Genomic DNA, 16424 nt, shown 5'->3' on the forward strand with positions numbered 1-16424 from the left:
CGCCTGTCCGACAGGTGAGGGGTGCCCGGCATCTCGGGGCGGGGAGGGCAAGAGGGAGGCGGAAATCGGGGATCACTGTCGCCGGAGGGGTGCGACAGGGCACGCTGTGACGATGAGCGAAGACCACGCCGTCCGAGTCCGCGACCTGCGGAAGGACTACGGGGGCGCTCCGGCGGTCGCGGGAGTCTCCTTCGACATCCACCGGGGCGAGACCTTCGCGCTCCTCGGCCCGAACGGCGCCGGGAAGTCGACGACCATCGAGATCCTCGAGGGCTACCGCGACCGCTCCGGCGGCGAGGTGTCGGTGCTCGGGGTCGACCCGCGCCACGGCGACCTGGCGTGGAAGGCGCGTCTGGGGATCGTCCTGCAGTCCAGCGGCGAGTCCGGCAACGCGACGGTCCGCGAGCAGATCGCGCACTTCGCCAGCCTCTATCCGCGACCGCGCGACGTCGACGAGACCATCGAGGCCGTCGGGCTGACGTCCAAGGCCCGCTCGCGCATCGGGCGCCTCTCCGGCGGCCAGCGCCGCCGTGTCGACGTCGCCCTCGGCATCATCGGCCGTCCCGAGCTGGTGTTCCTCGACGAGCCCACCACGGGATTCGACCCCGAGGCCCGCCACTCCTTCTGGGACCTGATCGCTCTGCTCAAGAGCGAGGGCACGACCATCCTGCTCACCACCCACTACCTCGACGAGGCCGCCCGCCTCGGCGACCGCGCCGCCGTGATCTCCGGCGGGCGGCTCCTGGCCATCGGCCCGATGAGCGCGATCGGAGGGGACGAGGCGCGCGTCCCGATCGTGCAGTGGCGCGAGGACGGCGTGCTGCACCGGCTGCGCACCACCGAGCCCGCCCGGACCGTCGCCGAGCTGCACGCCCGGATCGGGGAGCCGACGGCGCTCGAGGTCGTCCGCCCCAGCCTCGAGGACATCTACCTCGACCTCATCCGCGAGGACCGCGACGCGGTCGACCTGATCGGAGAGCCCGCGTGACCGCCGTCGCCACCCGCCCCCGCACCCTCTCCACTGGCCCGGGACGCACCGTCCGCCTCGGACTCGCCCGCGCCCGCTACGAGATCCGCTCGTACTTCCGCGCTCCGGACCAGGTGTTCTTCACCTTCCTCTTCCCGGTGCTGCTCCTGACGATCTTCTCGGTCGCGTTCGGCGACACCGCGGTGATGCAGGCGAACCCGCAGGACCCGGGCATCCCGATGGCCGAGTACTACGTGCCGGGCCTCGCCGCGGCCGGGATCCTGCTCTCGGGCGTCCAGAACCTGGGCGTCGACATCGCGGTCGAGCGCGGCGACGGCACGCTCAAGCGCCTCGCGGGGGCACCGCTGCCGGTCTTCAGCTACTTCATCGGCAAGTTCGGCCAGGTGCTCGTGACGAGCCTCGCGCAGACGGCCCTGCTGCTCCTCGTCGCGGCGACGGTGTTCTCGGTCGAGCTGCCCACCGACAGCGGGCGCTGGGCGACCTTCGCCTGGGTCTACCTGGCAGGAGTCGCGACGTCGGCCATCCTCGGCATCGCCGTCTCCGCGCTGCCTCGCTCGGGCAAGAGCGCGACCGCCGTGATCGTGCCGCCGCTGCTCGTGCTGCAGTTCATCTCGGGGTCGTACCTGTCGTTCACGACGCTGCCGGACTGGCTGCAGAACACGGCGAGCGTCTTCCCGCTCAAGTGGATCGCGCAGGGCATGCGCGCCGTGTTCCTGCCGAGCGGGTTCGAGGAGGCGGAGGTGAACGGGTCGTGGGACCTCGGCGGCGTCGCGCTGGTGCTCGGTATCTGGCTCGTCGTGGGGCTCGTCGCCTGCCGCTTCGGCTTCCGCTGGATCCGCCGCGACAGCTGAGCCGGAGGAGGCCGCGGCCGGAGGGCGCGCGTCCCCGCGAGCGCGGGGCCTGCGCGCGCAGACCGCGCGGACTCAGACCGCGGTGCCGACCACGACGGGCTCGGGGTGCAGCAGCACGCCGAACTCCGCCAGGACGCGGCCCTGGACGTACCGGGCGAGCTCGGCGACCTGTTCGGCCGTCGCTCCTCCGCGGTTGGTCAGGGCGAGGGTGTGCTTGCTCGACACGGCGGCCCGCGAGCCGGGCAGGGCGAAACCGCGCGAGACGCCGGCGTGCTCGATCAGCCACGCGGCGCTGAGCTTCACCAGGCCGTCGGCGCGGGGAGGCACGGGCAGCCCGACGGGCGCTCCTGCCTCGACCGCGGCGAGCGGGGTGATGACGGGCGCCTCCGCCGTCGGCTCGACCGGCCAGCGCGGCGCCTCGGGCGGCAGGGAGTCGGCGAACGCGCTCGTGACGAGGGGGTTGGTGAAGAAGGAGCCGGCGCTCGCGGTGTCCGGGTCCTCCGGATCGAGGACCATGCCCTTGCCCGCACGCAGCGCCAGCACGGTCTCGCGCACCCGCGCGAGCGGTACGCGGTCGCCGAGCGCGACTCCGAGCGCCGACGCCAGCTGACCGTAGGCGACGGGAGTGCCGTCGCCCTCGGCGCCGACCTCCTCGAGCGCGAACTCGACGGCCAGCACCGCGCCCCGGCGGCCCTGCTTGATCACGGAGGTGCGGTAGGCGAACTGCAGCTCCTCCGCCGTCAGCCGGACGGGCTCGCGGGCGCCCTCGTCGAGGAAGTCGACCGCGACCAGTGTGTCCGACAGCTCCTGGCCGTAGGCGCCGATGTTCTGCACCGGCGACGCACCGACCGTGCCGGGGATGCCGCTGAGAGCCTCGAGGCCCGCCCAGCCGCGCTCCACGGTCGTCGCGACGAGGCCGTCCCACGACTCGCCCGCCTGGACCCGCAGGAGCACGCGCCCCGGCTCGTCGGAGGGGAGCCGCTCGACGCCGGTGGTGCGCACGCGCACGACCGTGCCCTCGACCCCGTCGTCGCCCACGAGGAGGTTGGAGCCGCCGCCGAGCAGCAGCCACGGCTCGTCGTCCGACCACAGGCCGACGAGCGTCTCGACCAGCTCCGCCTCGGTGGCGGGCTCGACGAGGCGCTCGGCGGGTCCGCCGACGCGGAGGGTGGTCAGGGCGGAGAGCAGCGGCGCGGAGGTCACGCGAGTCGGACCCGTGCCTGGGCCTTGCCGAGGACGGACTGGCCCTCGACCGAGACGGCGAGGTCGACGCGGACCCAGCCCTCCTCGGCGTTCACAGCACCGATCCTGGCGACCACGTCGATGGCGGCGCCGTCGCGCGGGTCCACCACGACGGGGCGGGTGAAGCGCACCTGGTAGTCGACCACGCGTCCGGGGTCGCCGACCCAGTCGACGACGACCTGCACCGCGGTGCCCATCGTGAGCATGCCGTGCGCGAGCACGCCGGGCAGGCCGACCTCGGCGGCGACGTCGTCGCGGTAGTGGATGGGGTTGAAGTCGCCCGAGGCGCCCGCGTAACGCACCAGGGTGCCGCGGTCGATCGGGAAGCGGCTCTCGGCGACGACCTGGCCGACGCTCAGCTCGGCGAGAGCGGGCAGTGCGGTGCTCATTCGTCTCCCCTGACCACGAGGGTCGAGATCGCGGTGACGACGTGCTCGCCGCTCGCGTCGACCATGCGGGACTCGGTGGTGACCATCGAGTGGGCGCCGAGCTTCTTGATGGCGGCGACCGAGAGGGTCGCGGTCAGCTCGTCGCCGGCGACGACCGGACGGGACAGCACGAAGCGCTGGTCTCCGTGCACGACGCGGCTGAAGTCGATCCCGCCGTCGGGCTCGGCGAGCAGCTGCTGGAGCGTGAACTCCTGCACGACGACGGCGAAGGTGGGCGGAGCGACGAGGTCGGGGTGCCCGGCGGCGCGGGCGGCTTCGACGTCGTGGTGCAGGGGGGAGGTCGCGGAGACGGCGCGGGCGAACTCGCGCACCTTCTCGCGCCCCACCTGATAGGGCTCCGTGGGCGCGAAGACGCGCCCGACGAGTTCGGGGTTCACTGGCACCCGGCCATACTAGGCGCTGCCGTCGCGGGGCCCTCGGGGCTCCGGAGGCGCCGCCTGTGGTCACCCGGGTATGACCACCGAGAATTTCCCATCCGTGTATGGCTGACCCGCGGCCGAACTTCTCCGAAGCTGGCGGGCATGTCGACACCCACTCCCGAGCGCGACTGGGCGACCTACGCCCGCGAGCTCGGCACCAACATGCACCGGGCCCGCATCGCCAAGGGCGCCAGCCAGGAGCGGATCGCCCACGCGGCCGGGCTCGCGGGCTACACCTACCAGAAGTTCGAGAAGGGCGAGTCGAAGCCCGGCTCGCCCGCGAACCCCACGCTGCACACCCTCCTCGCGCTCTGCGAGGCGCTCGAGATCGAGCTGACGGACCTCCTGCCGCCCGACCCGCCGCGCACGTCACGAGGCGCCGAGTAGCCGGAGCACCGCGCCGGCCAGCCGCGACCCCGAGCTGAGATCGAGGTCGACCTCGCCGAGCCCGTCGGCCTCCAGGCGGAGCCTGTCCTCCCCCGACTCCCCCGGGCGGCACAGGGAGACGTGCACCGTCGCGCCCGCGGCCCCGTCTCCACCCGCCCAGAGCACCACCGGGAGCGAGCTCGCCGCGGAGCGGTGCAGCCGCTCCCCCGCCGCGACCAGCTCGTCGTGCTCGCCCGCGCACCAGCGCGGGCACCCCTCGTCGTTCCTGCCGTCCATCCGCTCCTCCACGTTCCGCACCCCTCGGTCGAGGAGACCAGCCCACCAGGCGATACCGACACCGAGGGCCCGCCGCGCCCCGATCCCGACCGGGGTGTGGACAGGAGACGGTCGTCCGCCCGTTGTGGAGGAGCGAGGATCAGGGTCCCATACGCAGGTGGTGCCGCCCGGGGTCCGGCGCGAAGCACCGGCGCGGTGTCAGCGGTGGACGATCAGCCAGGTCGCGATCGCCGTGGTCGAGCCCGAGTTGACCATGCGGTGCGGCCGCTCGCACGGGAACGTGATGGCGTCGCCCGGCCCGAGGACGACCGACTCGTCCTCGAACTCGACCGTCAGCTCCCCGAGCGTCACCGTCCCCATCTCGAACCCGTCGTGGCGGAGCAGCTGCCGGTGCGCCGTCGAGGTCGAGCCCGGCGGGTAGGTCGACTCGAAGAAGTCGACGGCGTCCAGCGGACGCGGCGCCAGACGGCGGAACAGCACTCCGCCCTCGAGCGCCACGGGCGCCGACTCGCGCGCCCGGACGACCGCGGTCTCGACCGGCGCCGACGCGCCCTGGTCGAACACGGCGGACAGCGGGACCCCCAGCGCGTCCACGAGGGCGATCAGCCGGCCGACCGAGGGCTGCATCGCTCCGCGCTCGATCTGCGAGACGGCGCTCACGGAGATGCCGAGTCGCCCGGCGAGGGCCTTCAGCGACAGGCCCGCCGAGAGCCGCAGCTCCCGCAGCCGGGCGCCGAGTCCGGCCCCGTCCGCGATCGCCCGGGCGGCCGCCTCGTCGGGTGCGGTGTCGTCGGAGGGCATGGCCCGTCCCCTCTCGCGGATCGTCACACAGCCGTAACGGAGCCGAAACGAGCGGCGGCCTCCCGACTCGTAGCGTGGCCGGCGTGAAGTGATCACTTCACTCGAGACGCTCTCCGCGACGCCCCGCCTCCTCGGCCGGACGTCCCGACCACCCTGACACATCCGCTCCGTGCCGCTCTGCGCACGACCGCCCGAGAGGTGGATCCACCCATGTCCGACCGCGTCACCGCACCCCGAGTCACCGCTCCCCCCGTCGATCCGGATCCCGCCGCGGCGGCGAGCGCCGGCTACGACGACCGCCTCTCCAACGAGGACCTCGCCCCGCTCCGGAAGCAGCGCTGGTCGAGCTACAACATCTTCGCGTTCTGGATGTCGGACGTGCACAGCGTCGGCGGGTACGTGACCGCGGGCTCGCTCTTCGCGCTGGGCCTGGCCGGCTGGCAGGTGCTCGTCGCCCTGGTGGTGGGCATCGTGATCGTGCAGGTCTTCTGCAACCTCGTCGCCAAGCCCAGCCAGGTCACCGGCGTGCCCTACCCCGTCATCAACCGGGCGATCTTCGGCATCCGCGGCGCGAACATCCCGGCGATCATCCGCGGACTGATCGCGATCGCCTGGTACGGCGTGCAGACCTACCTGGCGGCGCAGTCGCTGAACATCGTCTTCCTCAAGTTCTTCCCGGGCATGGCCGCCCTGAACACGCCCGAGGCGTCGTTCCTCGGCCTCTCGGCCCTGGGCTACCTCTCCTACGCGATCCTCTGGGTCGCGCAGGCCGCGCTGTTCTGGCGGGGCATGGAGTCGATCCGCCGCTTCATCGACTGGGCGGGACCGGCGGTCTACGTGGTGATGCTCGTGCTGGCCGTCTACCTGGTGTCGCAGGCGGGCTGGGAGAACATCTCGCTCACCCTCGGCTCCGGCGAGCCGCTCGACCTCGCCGCCGCGGTGCCGGTGATGATCTCGGCCGTCGCCCTGGTCGTCTCCTACTTCTCGGGCCCGATGCTCAACTTCGGCGACTTCTCCCGGTACGCCCGCAGCTACGGCGCCGTGAAGCGCGGCAACCTGCTCGGCCTCCCGATCAACTTCCTCTTCTTCTCCCTCCTCACCGTGATCACCGCCTCGGCGACCGTGCCGGTCTTCGGCGAGCTGATCACCGACCCGATCGAGACCGTCGAGCGGATCGACACCTGGTTCGCCGTGCTCCTCGGCGGGCTCACCTTCGTCATCGCGACGATCGGCATCAACATCGTCGCCAACTTCATCTCCCCCGCGTTCGACTTCTCGAACGTCAACCCGAAGAAGATCAGCTGGCGGATGGGCGGCATGATCGCCGCCGTCGGCTCGGTGCTGCTCACCCCGTGGAACTGGTACTCGAACGACACCGCCATCCACTACACGCTCGGCATCCTCGGCGCGCTGATCGGACCGCTGTTCGGCGTCCTCATCGCGGGCTACTACCTGATCAGCCGCCAGCGCGTCTGGGTGGACGACCTCTACACGATGAGCGAGAAGGGCCGCTACTGGTTCTCGCGCGGCTTCAACCCCAACGCCGTCTGGGCGACCGTGATCGGCGGAGTCCCCTCCGTCGCCTCGGTGCTCGTGCCGCGCTGGATCGCGGAGGCGGGAGGCGCGGAGTTCACCTGGCTCGGCGACTACAGCTGGTTCCTCGGCTGCGGGCTCGGATTCGTCGCGATGGCCGTGCTCGAGCGGCGCGCGCCGCGGATCGGGCGCCTCGACGAGGACCTCGAGCACGTCAGCGACGGCTCGACCGTCTGATCCGGCCGGCACGGAGGAGGGATCCGCTCCGGCCGCTCCGCATCCCGCGGACCGGCGGCCGGGCGGGTCCCTCCCCCTCCCGGCACCCGAACCGAGGAACCACCATGCGCATCACCGTCGTCAACCCGAACACCAGCACCGCGATGACCGCGGCGATCGGCCGGGCCGCCCGCTCCGTCGCCTCGCTCGGCACCGAGATCACGGCCGTCACCCCGCCGATGGGTCCGGCGTCGATCGAGAGCCACTACGACGAGGCGCTCGCCGTGCCCGGCGTCCTGCACGAGATCGCCCGGGCGGAGGCGGCCGGCAGCGACGGCGCGGTCGTCGCGTGCTTCGGCGACCCGGGCGTCGACGCCGCGCGCGAGATCGCGAGCGGCCCGGTCGTGGGGATCGCCGAGGCCGCCATGCACATGGCCGCGCTCGTCGGCCGGGGCTTCAGCGTGGTCACCACGCTCTCGCGCACGAGCGGCCGCGCCTGGGACATCGCCCGCCGCGCCGGGTTCGGCGACGCCTGCCGTCAGGTGCGCGCCTGCGACATCCCGGTGCTCGAACTCGACGACCCCCGCTCCGACGCCCGCCGCGCGATCCTGGCGGAGTGCGCCGAAGCGCTGGCCGTCGACGGGTCCGACTCGATCGTGCTGGGCTGCGCGGGCATGGCCGACCTGTGCCGCGACCTCTCACGGGAGCTGGGCGTGCCCGTGATCGACGGCGTCGCCTCGGCGGTGCGCCTGGTGGAGGGGCTCGTCGCGATGGGCGTCAGCACCTCGCGGCGCGACGAGTACGCCGCGCCGCGGACGAAGGCGATGGCGGGGCTGCTCGCTCCGTTCGAGCGGGTCTGAGGCTCCGCACCCCGCACGGTCGGGTGTTCTACCGGACCGCCGGGCCGGACCCACCTGCGAGGATCGGGGGATGAGCGTCCTCCGCGATCTCGGCCTCGGTGCCCGGCTCTTCCTCCGCGGCTTCCGCACCTGGGTCCGCTCGCCGCGGGCGATGCTCCTCGGCGCGATCCCGCCCCTGATCGTCGGTCTGGTCTTCGTCGGCGTGCTGGTCCTGGTGCTCACGCGGGTGCAGGACGCGGTGACCGCGCTCACCCCGTTCGCAGGCGGCTGGGACGAGGGCACGGCCGCCACCGTCCGCCTGGTGCTCTCGATCGCGGTGGTCGGCGCCGCGCTCGCCCTCGGCGTGGTCCTCTTCGCCGCGGTGACCCTGCTGGTCGGCGACCCCTTCTACGAGCGGATCTGGCGGCGGGTCGAGGACGACCTCGGCGGCGTGCCCGACGAGCGCGAGAGCACCTTCTGGCAGGGGGTCGGCCGCGGCCTCCGCGACTCCGCCGTGCTGGTCGCCACCTCCCTCGGGATCGGCGTGGTCCTGGTGCTGCTGGGCCTGGTGCCGCTGGTCGGCTCGATCGTCGGCCTCGTCGCGGGCGCCCTGGTCGGCGGGAGGGCCCTCGCGCTCGAGCTGACCGGGTTCGCGGGCGACGCCCGGGGGCTCTCCCTCCGCGACCGCCGCCGCCTCCTCGGCGAGCACCGCGCGGTCTCGCTCGGCTTCGGCATCGCCGTCTACCTGGCGTTCCTCGTCCCCGGGGGCGCGGTCGTCGCCACCCCCGCCGCCACGGCCGGCGCGACCCTCCTGCTCCGGACCCTGCGGGGCGAGCCGACCGAGCGGCCGGCCGCCTGACACCGCTTGGCCGCCGCCCGGCTCTCCCCTAGACTCGCCGCGTGCGCACGTCGATCCGAAGCCCCTGGTGGCCCGCCTCCTAGGCGGACCGACGCGCAGACCCCTCGCACGCGACCGCCTCCTCCGGGCGGTCGTTCTGCATGTCAGGGCCCGGGTGGGGCACGACCCGATACAAGGACCACGATGACCTCGCTCCTCTCCCGCATCCTCGCCTCCGACGGGACGCTGCCGTTCGCGGTGGTCCTCCGCCAGGGCCGCGACGCCGTCGACGTGTTCACGGGCGACGTGCTCGACGTCGAGGGCCTGGCCGACATCCCGCTCGACGGCGACGACGTGCTGACCCTCGTGCCCTACCGGCAGGTGCGCGAGCGCGGCTTCGCGGCGAAGGACGACGGAGCCCCGCTGCGCAACCTCGTGGTGCGCGAGCGCGAGAGCGTCCCCCTAGCCGAGGTGCTGCGGCTCCTGCCCGAGCGGGAGATCCCGGTCGAGGAGCGCGGCTTCGACGTGCCGGACGACGAGTACGCCGACATCGTCCGCCGGGTGATCGAGGACGAGATCGGCCGCGGCGAGGGCGCCAACTTCGTCATCAACCGCGCCTTCGTCGCGCAGACCGACGCGCCGCCCGTCGAGGCGGTCCTGGCCTGGTTCCGCCGCCTGCTCACCGACGAGTCCGGCGCGTACTGGACCTTCGCGATCCACACCCCCGGCGTCGACGGCGCGCAGACGGTCACCGCCGTCGGCGCGACCCCCGAGCGCCACGTCTCGGTGCGGGACGGCGTCGCGATGATGAACCCGATCAGCGGCACCTTCCGCCACCCCGCGGCCGGACCCACCGGGGAGGAGGTGCTCGCGTTCCTCGCCGACGTCAAGGAGAGCGAGGAGCTCTTCATGGTCGTGGACGAGGAGATGAAGATGATGAGCGCGGTCTGCCCGGACGGCGGCCGCATCCTCGGGCCGTTCCTCAAGCAGATGTCGCGGCTCAGCCACACCGAGTACCTGCTCGAGGGCCGCACCGGACTCGACGTGCGCGAGGTCCTGCGGCTGACGATGTTCGCGCCCACGGTCACCGGCTCGCCGATGGAGAACGCGTGCGCCGTGATCGCCGAGTACGAGAAGGAGCCGCGCGGCTACTACTCCGGCGTGCTCGCCCTCTTCGAGCCGGAGGAGCACGGCTACACGGTCGACGCCCCCATCCTCATCCGCACCGCCTACCTCCGCGCGGACGGCCGCCTCACCGTGCCGGCCGGCGCGACGCTCGTGCGCCACTCCACCCCCGAGGGCGAGGTCGCCGAGACGCGGGCGAAGGCGTCGGGCGTCCTCTCCGCCCTCGGCCTGCTGCCGCACCGCGAGGTGCCGCCGGCCATCGACCTGAACGCGCAGCCGGGCGTGCAGGAGGCGCTCGAGGCGCGCAACGAGCGGCTCGCCTCGTTCTGGCTCCGGCCCCAGGCGCCCGAGCACATCGCCGGCCTCGCCGGGCACACCGCGCTGATCGTCGACAACGAGGACCAGTTCACGACGATGCTCGCCCACCAGCTGCGCCACCTCGGGATGGACGCCCGGGTCGAGCGCTGGTCGGAGGTCGCCGACGTGCTGAGCGACGACCTCGTCGTCTTCGGCCCCGGCCCGGGCGACCCCCGCGACGACTCCGACCCGCGGATCGCGCACCTGCGCTCGCTGATGACCACGCGCCTCGAGGCGGAGCGGCCGATGCTCGCCGTCTGCCTCAGCCACCAGATGCTGTCGCTGCTGGCGGGCCTCCCTGTCGAGCCGCTGCCCGCGCCCCGCCAGGGCGTGCGCCTGGCGGTGGACGTGTTCGGCGAGGACGCCGCGATCGGCTTCTACAACACCTTCTCCTCCGTCGCCCCCGGCGTCGCGCGCACGCCCCGGCTGGGGCTCGAGGTCTCGGTCGACCCGGAGACGGGAGTGGTCAACGCCCTCCGCAGCGAGCACGTCGCGTCGGTGCAGGGGCACCTGGAGTCGGTGCTCTCCTCCGACGGCCTGCGCACCCTGGAGCGGCTGGTCCGCACCGCGACCGCTCAGCCCGCGCGCGCATGAGCAGCCTGCGGCTGATCGCGTCGCCCGCCTACCCGGCCGAGCTGCAGGAGGCGGTGGCCGCCGCCGTGCGCGCGGCGGCCGAGGCGGCGCGCGGCTGGTACGGGCGCGGCGACAAGATCGCGGCGGACGAGGCGTCGGTCGCGGCGATGCGCGCCGTGCTGGCCGACGCTCCGTTCGACGGCGTCGTCGTGATCGGCGAGGGCGAGAAGGACGAGGCCCCGATGCTCGCGAACGGCGAGCGCCTCGGCCGCGCCTCCGCTCCCTCCTGCGACGTGGCGGTCGATCCGCTCGACGGCACCCGGCTCACGGCGGAGGGGCTCCCCGGCTCGGTGAGCGTGATCGCGCTGGCCCCGCGAGGCACGCTGTTCGACCCGCGTGACGTGTTCTACATGGACAAGCTGGTCTGCTCCGGAGCGGGCCGGGGCGCCGTCTCGCTCGACCTCCCTCCCGCCGAGAACGCCGCACGGCTGGCGGCGGCGCTCGGGAAGCCCGTCGCGGAGCTGGTCGTCGTCGTGCTCGACAAGCCGCGTCACTCCGGGCTGATCGCGGCCCTGCGCGCGGTCGGGGTCGCGCTCGAGCTGCGCGGCGAGGGCGACGTGTCGGTCGCGATCGAGGCGGCCGATCCCGCGGGCCGCGTCGACCTCGTCCTCGGCATCGGCGGAACCCCGGAGGGAGTGGTCGCCGCGTGCGCCGTCCGCGCCCTCGGCGGGGTGATGGAGGGGCGCCTCGCCCCCCAGACCGCACCGGAGCGCGCCAACGCCCTGGCCGCCGGCCACGACCTCGACCGCCTGCTGACCCTGGAGGACCTGGTCTCCTCGGACGACGTGCTCTTCGCGGGCTGCGCGGTCTGAGACGTCTCCCGGCAGAGGGCGCGGCCCGCCCCGCTCCGGAGCCGGGGCGGGGGTGACGGATGTCACGGCACCTCGGTGACAGAGGAGCGAGGCACTGCGGCGACCCTCTCGACAGGCTGATGGCATGACCTCGACCGACCTCGCCGTGCAGGCGACCGCCCTCACCAAGAGCTTCGGCTCCGTCGCCGCCGTCGCCGGAGTGGACCTCACCGTCCGGCCCGGCGAGATCGTCGCCTTCCTCGGTCCCAACGGCGCGGGCAAGACCACGACCCTCGACATGCTCCTGGGCCTCTCGGCCCCTGACGCCGGCGAGGTCACGGTGTTCGGACGCTCGCCGCGCACGGCGATCGCGCACGGGCTCGTCTCGGCCGTCCTGCAGACCGGCGGCCTGCTGAAGGACCTCAGCGTCCACGAGACACTGGAGCTGACCGCGAGCCTCTTCGCGGACACCCGGCCGATCGACGAGGTGCTGGACCGCGCGGGGATCGCCGACCTCGCCTCCCGCCGCGTGGGACTGTGCTCCGGCGGTCAGCAGCAGCGGCTCCGGTTCGCGATGGCGCTGCTGTCGGACCCCGGCCTGCTCCTGCTCGACGAGCCGACCACCGGCATGGACGTCGAGGGGCGCCGCGCGTTCTGGCAGGCCATCCGCACCGACGCGGCGCGCGGGCGCACCGTCCTCTTCGCGACGCACTACCTCGAGGAGGCGGACGAGTACGCCGACCGCATCGTCCTGATGAGCCGAGGCCGGATCGTCGCCGACGGGACCACGAGCAGCATCAAGAACCTCGTCTCCGGCCGGATCGTCCACGCGACCCTGCCCGGCGCCGACCTCGCCGCCCTCGCCGCGCTCCCCCGGGTCTCCAGCGTCGAGGCCCAGGGCGACCGGATCACGGTGCACACCGACGACTCCGACGCCCTCGCCCGCCACCTGCTCACCCGCACCGGTGCCCGCGACGTCGAGATCACCGCCCAGAACCTCGAGAGCGTCTTCCTCGCCCTCACCTCCGAAGGAGCCTCCGCATGACCGCCACGACCCCCGCCGCCGACCGCGTCCGCCTCGACCGCCGCTCGCCGGCGCTCGGCGGCTTCACCACGACCTACCTGCGCATCGAGATCCTGCGGCGGCTGCGGAACCGGCGGACACTCTTCTTCACCCTCCTCTTCCCGGTCCTGATGTTCTTCATCGTCGGGTACCCGCTCCGCGACGAGCCGCTGACCGCGACTCCGATCGCGGCGGGCGGCGTCTCGATCGCGGCCTTCATCATGGTGTCGATGGCGATGTACGGAGCGATGATGTCGGCCACGCAGACCGGGGCGGCCGTCGCCGTGGAGCGCGCGCAGGGCTGGAGCCGGCAGCTGCGGCTCACCCCGCTGAACCCCGTGGTCAACGTTCTGATCAAGATGATCGCCGGGATGGCGCTGGGCCTGCTCGCCGTCGTCGCCACCTATGCGGTCGGCGCCGCCAGCGGCATCGAGCTCTCGGCGGTGCAGTGGGTCGCGACCGGACTGACGGGCTGGCTGCTCGCGAGCGCCGTCTTCACGACGCTCGGCCTCATGGTGGGCTACATGGTGCCGGGCGAGAACGCGGCACAGATCACGAGCCTGGTCATCGTGGTCCTCGCGTTCCTGGGCGGCCTCTTCTACCCGGTGAGCAGCATGCCCGGATTCCTGCAGAGCATCGCCGCCCTGACGCCGGTCTACGGGATCAGCGAGCTCGCGCGAGCGCCGCTGACCGGCGAGGGGTTCGACCTCGGCGCTCTGGTCGACGCACTCGTGTGGCTCGGTCTGCTCCTCGGCGGGACGGTGTTCTTCTTCCGCCGCGACACGAAGCGGGTGTGACGGATGCGCCACCGAGGTCGGCTCCGTCCTAGGGTGAGCGCGTGAGCAGCACCACCGCCTCCGGGCACGGCGAGACAGGGTGGCCGATCCGCCCGGCCGCGGCGGGCGCCGACCCGGGAGCGACCCTGCGCACGGCTCTCTGGACCCCGCGTGCGCTGCGCTGGTACGCGGGAGCGGTCTTCTCGCTCTTCTGGGTGTACTCGACCGTGCCGTCGGTCCTCGACGATCCGGAGTGGCCCCGCCGCGTCGTCGGCGTCGCCCTCATCGCCGCTTTCAGCGCCGGATTCCTCGTCGCACCGCCGCTCGCCTGGACCCTCGCGACGCGGGGCCGGCTGCTGATCTGCCTCGGACTGCTCGCCTTCTCCTTCACCCTCCTCCCCTGGCTCGGGCGGGACGTGACGGGGCTCTGGACCTACGTCGGAGTCCTGGTCGGCATGTGCGTGTTCACCTGGCGCCTCACGGCCACCCTGATCGGAGCCCTCGCCTCCGTGACGCTCGCCGTCCGCCTCGAGAGCGACGGCGTCACCGAGACCGCCTTCGTGGTGCCGGTGATCATCCTCTCCATCTCCCTGATGATGGCCACCTTCGCGCGCACGATCGCCACCGTCAACCAGCTCCGCGACACCCGCGCCGAGCTGGAGGTCCTGACGGCCGAGCGCGAGCGGAGCCGGGTCGCCCGCGACATCCACGACATCCTGGGCCATTCGCTGACGGTGATCACCGTGAAGTCGGAGCTGGCCGGGCGCCTCCTCGACGCCGACCCGGAGCGGGCGCGGGCCGAGATCGCGGACGTGGAGTCGCTCGCGCGGGGCGCTCTCGCCGACGTCCGCGCGACCGTGTCCGGCTTCCGGGCCACGACCGCGAGCGGAGCGCTGGCCGCCGCGCGCGGCGCTCTCGCCGCGGCGGGGATCTCCGCCGACCTGCCCTCCTCCACCGACACCGTGCTCCCGCAGCATCGCGAGCTGGTGGGGTGGGTGATCCGCGAGGGAGCGACGAACGTCGTCCGCCATTCGAGCGCCTCGCGCTGCCGGATCCGCCTCACCGCCTGCGAGGTCGAGATCGCGGACGACGGAGTGGGTCCGCAGCCGGGAGCAGCGGGCTCGACCGGACTGGCCGGGCTCCGCGAGCGGGTCGAGGCAGCGGGCGGCCGGCTCTCCGTCGGGACGAGCGAGCTCGGGGGCTTCCGCCTGGCGGCTACCCTCCCCGGAGGCGGACGGTGAGCGCTCTGCGCCTCCTGATCGCCGACGACCAGGCGCTGGTGCGGGGCGCACTCGCCGCCCTGCTCTCGCTGGAGTCCGACATCGACGTGGTGGCGGAGGTCGGCCGCGGGGACGAGGTGGTCGCCGCGGCGCTCGCCTCGACGCCGGACGTCGCGCTGCTGGACATCGAGATGCCGGGGCTGGACGGGATCGCCGCCGCCGCGCTCCTCCGCGAGGCGCTGCCGGCCTGCCGCGTGCTGATCGTGACGACCTTCGGCCGTCCCGGCTACCTCAGCCGCGCGATGCAGGCGGGGGCGTCGGGCTTCGTGGTCAAGGACACGCCCTCGGCTCAGCTGGCGGACGCCGTGCGGAGGGTCGGGCAGGGGCTGCGCGTGGTCGATCCCGCGCTCGCTGCGGAGTCGCTGGCGCAGGGAGGCACGCCCCTGACCGAGCGGGAGGCCGACGTGCTCGCCGCCGCGCGCACCGGAGGCTCGATCGCCGATCTCGCCCGGATGCTGCACCTCTCGCCGGGGACCGTGCGGAACCACCTCTCGGCGGTGATCGGCAAGACCGGCGCCCGCAACCGGGCCGACGCCCTCCGGATCGCGGAGCGCAACGGCTGGCTCTGAGAGTCCGGCCCGGCGGCACGATCACGGCGCTCCGCTCCGGAGCCGACCGCAGCGGAGCGCGACGGGAACGCCGAAGGCCCCGGCTCGACGCGCGAACCGGGGCCTTCTCGCTGTAGCGGGAGCGGGACTTGAACTCCTGCATGCCTACTCGCATCCACCTACATCCTGTAGCCCGACTGGCGCGTGTTTTCGCGGATTGAGCACATTAGTGGAGGTGCGAACCGACGTCCCAAGGCATTGGGATGCAACGCCGGTGTTGCATCACTCGTTGCATCGTGCACGGCTCGATGAGCTGTCGAGACGAGCGCTCGCTGCTCCGGTCGGTCACGAGCGCGCAACCGTGAGTAGTTCGGGTATCAAGCCGTCACAGTGTCACAGCTGCCGAGATGCGTCCCCTGATCGGGCCTTTCCCTCCGTGACGACGGGTGACGACAGCGGCCGGTTCCGGCGTTCGTATCGTCACGCTCGTGAATTGGCCGGCGTTGTCAAATATCTGAAGCGGAAGGTGTCACGGTGTCACGGCGCAGAGGAATCAACCTCGGACCGGGTGATTTTCCGCGTGACACGTGGTGACAAATGGGCATGCGCCGCGCGGGCGGTGCTGTCACCGATCGGGGATGCGGGCGCGAACGCCGGCCGAGTGGTGCGGGCGCGAGGAGGGTCGGCCGGCAGCACGCGCGCTCGGCACCAGGCAGCGGGCAGCGGGCAACTCCCGCTGTTAGGGCCGGCACCAGCCGGCACTTGCGCAGCGAGGACGCTGCCCGCCCTCAATGCACGGGCTGCGTGCTGAGAGTCGCGAGGGTCACCCGGCATTGGGCACCGGGACCGTGCGGCTCGCGCGGTGACGGCCAACACCGGGCAGCAGGCAGCGCACGACCACGAGCACCGGGGGCGAGCGCGAGCAGCGGGCACCGGGCGGGCGAGCACTGAGCAACGGGCGCACGCACCCGAGCAGTGAGCAGCGAGCCGGCGGGCACCTGATTGGCGGGTG

Annotated in this window: 17 protein-coding genes; 12 read left to right on the forward strand and 5 right to left on the reverse strand. The window is 73.1% G+C overall.

Translation table 11 applies throughout. The features are described 5' to 3' along the window. The first annotated feature begins 112 nt into the window (after positions 1 to 112). Together C5C99_RS01290 and C5C99_RS01295 are read left to right on the forward strand one after the other, a co-directional pair. A complete protein-coding gene (locus tag C5C99_RS01290; protein WP_104223630.1) occupies positions 113 to 988 on the forward strand; it encodes an ABC transporter ATP-binding protein in 876 nt (291 codons plus the stop codon). Then, positions 985 to 1839: an ABC transporter permease gene (locus C5C99_RS01295; protein ID WP_104223629.1), complete on the forward strand. Its 855-nt coding sequence runs from the start codon at positions 985 to 987 to the stop codon at positions 1837 to 1839. The genes C5C99_RS01290 and C5C99_RS01295 overlap by 4 nt, the downstream gene beginning before the upstream one ends. A 72-nt stretch (positions 1840 to 1911) precedes the next feature. Here the strand turns inward: C5C99_RS01295 and C5C99_RS01300 are convergent, their stop codons facing one another. Genes C5C99_RS01300 through C5C99_RS01310 form a run of 3 tightly spaced genes read right to left on the reverse strand, consistent with a single transcriptional unit; the run spans position 1912 to position 3913 of the window. Beyond that, entirely contained in the window at positions 1912 to 3042 is a 1131-nt protein-coding gene (locus tag C5C99_RS01300) for a UDP-N-acetylmuramate dehydrogenase (RefSeq protein WP_104223628.1), read from the reverse strand. Next, positions 3039 to 3470: a MaoC/PaaZ C-terminal domain-containing protein gene (locus C5C99_RS01305; protein ID WP_104238284.1), complete on the reverse strand. Its 432-nt coding sequence runs from the start codon at positions 3468 to 3470 to the stop codon at positions 3039 to 3041. Before C5C99_RS01305 ends, C5C99_RS01300 begins: the two co-directional genes overlap by 4 nt. Next, positions 3467 to 3913 carry a MaoC family dehydratase N-terminal domain-containing protein gene (locus tag C5C99_RS01310; protein ID WP_104227045.1) on the reverse strand — a complete coding sequence of 149 codons (447 nt, stop codon included), beginning with the start codon at positions 3911 to 3913 and terminating at the stop codon, positions 3467 to 3469. The genes C5C99_RS01305 and C5C99_RS01310 overlap by 4 nt, the downstream gene beginning before the upstream one ends. Before the next feature lie 138 nt (positions 3914 to 4051). On the opposite strand from C5C99_RS01310, the gene C5C99_RS01315 reads away from it, so the two are divergent. Continuing rightward, entirely contained in the window at positions 4052 to 4336 is a 285-nt protein-coding gene (locus tag C5C99_RS01315) for a helix-turn-helix domain-containing protein (RefSeq protein WP_104223625.1), read from the forward strand. On the opposite strand, the gene C5C99_RS01320 is transcribed toward C5C99_RS01315, so the two are convergent. Beyond that, positions 4319 to 4612, reverse strand: a complete 294-nt coding sequence (locus tag C5C99_RS01320) for a DUF6907 domain-containing protein (protein WP_104277363.1) — start codon at positions 4610 to 4612, stop codon at positions 4319 to 4321. The two genes, C5C99_RS01315 and C5C99_RS01320, sit on opposite strands and share 18 nt — an antisense overlap. Positions 4613 to 4810: 198 nt before the next feature. After that, positions 4811 to 5413, reverse strand: coding sequence for a helix-turn-helix domain-containing protein (locus C5C99_RS01325; protein WP_104339469.1), 603 nt, complete (start codon positions 5411 to 5413; stop codon positions 4811 to 4813). A 210-nt stretch (positions 5414 to 5623) separates the two neighbouring features. Between C5C99_RS01325 and C5C99_RS01330 the strand changes: the two genes are divergently transcribed. The 9 genes from C5C99_RS01330 (at position 5624) to C5C99_RS01370 (ending at position 15433) form a co-directional block, all read left to right on the forward strand. Then, positions 5624 to 7183, forward strand: coding sequence for an NCS1 family nucleobase:cation symporter-1 (locus C5C99_RS01330; protein ID WP_104227042.1), 1560 nt, complete (start codon positions 5624 to 5626; stop codon positions 7181 to 7183). Positions 7184 to 7287: 104 nt separating this feature from the next. Further along, entirely contained in the window at positions 7288 to 8022 is a 735-nt protein-coding gene (locus C5C99_RS01335; protein WP_104249798.1) for an aspartate/glutamate racemase family protein, read from the forward strand. 70 nt (positions 8023 to 8092) lie between these two features. Then, complete coding sequence (locus C5C99_RS01340; RefSeq protein ID WP_104260448.1) at positions 8093 to 8860, forward strand: EI24 domain-containing protein; 768 nt, start codon at positions 8093 to 8095, stop codon at positions 8858 to 8860. Positions 8861 to 9043: 183 nt separating this feature from the next. Further along, a complete protein-coding gene (locus C5C99_RS01345) occupies positions 9044 to 10915 on the forward strand; it encodes an anthranilate synthase family protein (protein WP_104339470.1) in 1872 nt (623 codons plus the stop codon). Beyond that, complete coding sequence (locus C5C99_RS01350) at positions 10912 to 11766, forward strand: fructose-bisphosphatase class II family protein (RefSeq protein WP_104339471.1); 855 nt, start codon at positions 10912 to 10914, stop codon at positions 11764 to 11766. The genes C5C99_RS01345 and C5C99_RS01350 overlap by 4 nt, the downstream gene beginning before the upstream one ends. Before the next feature lie 124 nt (positions 11767 to 11890). Beyond that, a complete protein-coding gene (locus C5C99_RS01355; RefSeq protein WP_104339472.1) occupies positions 11891 to 12790 on the forward strand; it encodes an ABC transporter ATP-binding protein in 900 nt (299 codons plus the stop codon). Next, positions 12787 to 13605 (forward strand): ABC transporter permease, encoded by an 819-nt coding sequence (locus C5C99_RS01360; RefSeq protein ID WP_104238293.1) that lies wholly within the window; start codon positions 12787 to 12789, stop codon positions 13603 to 13605. The genes C5C99_RS01355 and C5C99_RS01360 overlap by 4 nt, the downstream gene beginning before the upstream one ends. A gap of 41 nt (positions 13606 to 13646) precedes the next feature. Further along, the gene (locus C5C99_RS01365; protein ID WP_258059741.1) at positions 13647 to 14825 is read left to right on the forward strand and encodes a sensor histidine kinase; all 1179 of its coding nucleotides are present in this window, start codon (positions 13647 to 13649) and stop codon (positions 14823 to 14825) included. Next, complete coding sequence (locus C5C99_RS01370; protein ID WP_181074522.1) at positions 14822 to 15433, forward strand: response regulator; 612 nt, start codon at positions 14822 to 14824, stop codon at positions 15431 to 15433. The genes C5C99_RS01365 and C5C99_RS01370 overlap by 4 nt, the downstream gene beginning before the upstream one ends. The last annotated feature ends 991 nt before the right edge of the window (positions 15434 to 16424 follow it).

Origin of the sequence: Rathayibacter sp. AY1C4, assembly GCF_002932195.1 — a bacterium.
Taxonomy (GTDB): Bacteria; Actinomycetota; Actinomycetes; order Actinomycetales; family Microbacteriaceae; genus Rathayibacter.

Excerpts from the sequence above, each read along its gene's own strand:
- C5C99_RS01330 (WP_104227042.1), top strand. The coding sequence starts at position 5,624 with ATGTCCGACCGCGTCACCGCACCCCGAGTCACCGCTCCCCCCGTCGAT.
- C5C99_RS01335 (WP_104249798.1), top strand. The coding sequence starts at position 7,288 with ATGCGCATCACCGTCGTCAACCCGAACACCAGCACCGCGATGACCGCG.
- C5C99_RS01350 (WP_104339471.1), top strand. The coding sequence starts at position 10,912 with ATGAGCAGCCTGCGGCTGATCGCGTCGCCCGCCTACCCGGCCGAGCTG.
- C5C99_RS01290 (WP_104223630.1), top strand. The coding sequence starts at position 113 with ATGAGCGAAGACCACGCCGTCCGAGTCCGCGACCTGCGGAAGGACTAC.
- C5C99_RS01360 (WP_104238293.1), top strand. The coding sequence starts at position 12,787 with ATGACCGCCACGACCCCCGCCGCCGACCGCGTCCGCCTCGACCGCCGC.
- C5C99_RS01345 (WP_104339470.1), top strand. The coding sequence starts at position 9,044 with ATGACCTCGCTCCTCTCCCGCATCCTCGCCTCCGACGGGACGCTGCCG.
- C5C99_RS01320 (WP_104277363.1), bottom strand. The coding sequence starts at position 4,612 with ATGGACGGCAGGAACGACGAGGGGTGCCCGCGCTGGTGCGCGGGCGAG.
- C5C99_RS01355 (WP_104339472.1), top strand. The coding sequence starts at position 11,891 with ATGACCTCGACCGACCTCGCCGTGCAGGCGACCGCCCTCACCAAGAGC.
- C5C99_RS01325 (WP_104339469.1), bottom strand. The coding sequence starts at position 5,413 with ATGCCCTCCGACGACACCGCACCCGACGAGGCGGCCGCCCGGGCGATC.
- C5C99_RS01305 (WP_104238284.1), bottom strand. The coding sequence starts at position 3,470 with ATGAGCACCGCACTGCCCGCTCTCGCCGAGCTGAGCGTCGGCCAGGTC.
- C5C99_RS01315 (WP_104223625.1), top strand. The coding sequence starts at position 4,052 with ATGTCGACACCCACTCCCGAGCGCGACTGGGCGACCTACGCCCGCGAG.
- C5C99_RS01340 (WP_104260448.1), top strand. The coding sequence starts at position 8,093 with ATGAGCGTCCTCCGCGATCTCGGCCTCGGTGCCCGGCTCTTCCTCCGC.